This is a genomic window from Isoptericola sp. NPDC056578 (assembly GCF_042793275.1).
Classification (GTDB): domain Bacteria; phylum Actinomycetota; class Actinomycetes; order Actinomycetales; family Cellulomonadaceae; genus Isoptericola.
Genome location: NZ_JBHTVC010000060.1, coordinates 1 through 2,564 on the forward strand (window position 1 = coordinate 1; position 2,564 = coordinate 2,564).

Here is a 2,564-nt window from a genome sequence, read left to right on the forward strand (position 1 = left end):
CACCCAGGCGGTCTCGGCCTCCGCCGGGCCCCCGCACTCGGGGGTCCCGCCCACGCGCTCCCAGCCGACGTCGACCTCCGTCCGCGCGAGCGCGTCCCCGTCGTCGTCCAGCGCGCGGAGCATGATCGAGCGTGGCGAGGAGAAGAGGGTGAAGGTCCACGTGTCCCCGTCGTGCGACGTCGGGATCGCGGGCACCTCGGCGTCCGGCGGATAGGGCGGCTGCCACTGGTCCCCGTCGCGCACCTGGAGCACCGCCACGTAGGACGTGTCTCCCTCGAGGGTCACCTCGAGCACGCTGGAGTAGCCGATCGCCGGGCACACCTGTGGCGGCGGGTCGGTCATGCCAGGCCGCACGACGGCGGCGACGACGGTGAGCGCGACGATGCCGAGGGCTGCGGCTGCGGCCCAGAGCGGCAGGCGGAGGCGAGGCGCGCGCTCCGGCGGCGGCGTCGTGTCACTGGTCGTCGGCACTGCTGGCCCTCCTGATGCGGTCCCTCGTCGACATCATGTCGCGACGCGAGGCGCTCTTGCATGCTCCGTGGAGGGCGCGAGCGCCGCGATTTCACCCGTGCTCATCGGAACGTCGGGACCTGCGGTGGACGATGCTGTCGGAATGTCGAAGATTGCCGCAGGGGACGGCCGGGCGACGCCGCCCACTCCCCCCATCGAAGAACGCCCTGCGGCTCGCGGCCGGCGACGGCTCCCCGGATCCGGGGGCGGTCGTCGTGCGGCCGGGCTGACGGCGTCCGGCGCCGCCGGCGCGCTGGTGCTGGCCGGCCTGGTGGCGGTCGGCCCGACGGCGACGGCGGCGCCCACCCCCGACTGCGCCGTGCCGTTCCCGGTCGCCGAGGTGGTGAGCGGGGCGCCGGTCAACGGGCTGTCCGTGAGCAAGGGGACCACGCCGCAGGCGTTCACGGGCGAGGTGCTCGGCGTGCTGTCGGACGGCATCGCCCCCGACCTGGACATGATCGTCGCCGAGCTCCACTCCCCGGCGATCGACGCGGCGGGCGGCATCTGGCAGGGGATGTCGGGGTCCCCGGTGTACGCGGAGGACGGGCGCCTGATCGGCGCGGTCGCGTACGGCCTCGCCTTCGGGAGCTCTCCCGTCGCGGGCATCACGCCGTTCGAGGACATGCAGGGCTACCTCGGCGCCGCGAAGGCCGCGCCCGAGGTGGCGGTGACCTCCCGCCTGGCGACGCGGATCGCGGCCGAGACCGACGTGACGCGGTCCGAGGCCGCCCAGGGCCTGCGGCAGCTGCCGATGCCGATGGGCGTCGGCGGGATCGACCTCGCGCGCGCCCGCACGGCGGTCAAGGCCGCGGGCGGCAGCGAGCTGGTGACGGCGGACTCCTACCGCATCGGCCGGTCCAGCGGCACCGCCGCCGCCGGCATCGACACCGTGGTCGCGGGCGGCAACGTGGCCGCGGTGCTGTCGCACGGCGACATCACCTTCGCCGGCATCGGCACCGCGACCTCGGTGTGCGGCAACCGGGTGGTCGCGTTCGGGCACCCGCTGAACTTCACGGGCAAGACCCGCCTCGGGCTGGCGGCCGCCGACGCGGTCTACGTTCAGGAGGACCCGCTCGGCGTGCCGTTCAAGGTGGCGAACCTCGGCGACCTCGGCGGCACCGTCACCGACGACCGTCTCGCCGGGATCGCCGGCACCTTCGGCGCCTCGCCCACCGCCACGCCGGTCCGGTCGACGGTGGCCCACGGGAGCAAGACGCGCACCGGCACCACCCAGGTGCTGGACCCGGCCGCCCTCGCGGACGTCACCCTCCTCGCCGGAATGGCCAACCACGACCGCGTGGTGGACGGGATCGCCGGCGGGTCCGAGACGCAGGCCTGGACGATCACCGGCACCCGCAGCGGGACCCCGTTCCGGCTGCGGTACGCCGACCGGTACCAGTCGGCCGAGGACGTCGGCACCGCGGGCGCCCTCGACCTCCCGACCGTGGTGGGCACGCTCTCGTCCGTCTCGAACGTCAAGCTCACCGGGGTGACCAACGAGGTCAGGGTCAGCAACTTCCGGGAGCGGTTCCGCGTGGTGAAGATCCAGCAGCGCACGGGCGGCCGCTGGATCGACGTGACCGGCAAGACCGCGAAGGTCCGTGCCGGCCACACCCTCGTGCTGCGGACCCAGCTGCTGGGCACCGACGGCGCCACGCGATCGGTCTTCCGCCAGGACTTCACGATCCCGAAGAGCCTCAAGGGCAAGAGCGGTGTGGTCACCGTCGTCGGCGGCAACTCGTTCCAGGACGAGTTCTTCGGCCCGACGTCGTTCGACTCGGTCCAGAAGCTGCTGCAGGGCAACCTGCGCAACGACGAGCTGGAGCTGAGCCTCGTCATCGGCAGCGGCAGGACCGCGTACGAGCGGACCCGGACCTCCGACGTCATGACCCGCGTCGTGAACGGTCAGAGGGAGTTGCAGGTCCGCGTCACCTCCTGAGGACGGACGACGGGCAGCACGACCCCGGACAGCACGAGGCCCCGGTGCCGGGCACGGGCGGGCCGCCCCGCACGCAGACCATCACCGCGAAGGTGAATGACGTGATAACAGAAGA

General features: G+C 73.4%; 2 protein-coding genes. One reads left to right on the top strand and one right to left on the bottom strand.

The window, feature by feature from the left end:
* Nucleotides 1-471: hypothetical protein (locus ACFQ80_RS18445; RefSeq protein ID WP_430564663.1), on the bottom strand; the 471-nt coding region annotated here is incomplete at its 3' end.
* A 142-nt stretch (nt 472-613) separates the two neighbouring features.
* On the opposite strand from ACFQ80_RS18445, the gene ACFQ80_RS18450 reads away from it, so the two are divergent.
* The gene (locus ACFQ80_RS18450; RefSeq protein ID WP_430564664.1) at nt 614-2,449 is read left to right on the top strand and encodes a SpoIVB peptidase S55 domain-containing protein; all 1,836 of its coding nucleotides are present in this window, start codon (nt 614-616) and stop codon (nt 2,447-2,449) included.
* Nucleotides 2,450-2,564: the final 115 nt, after the last annotated feature.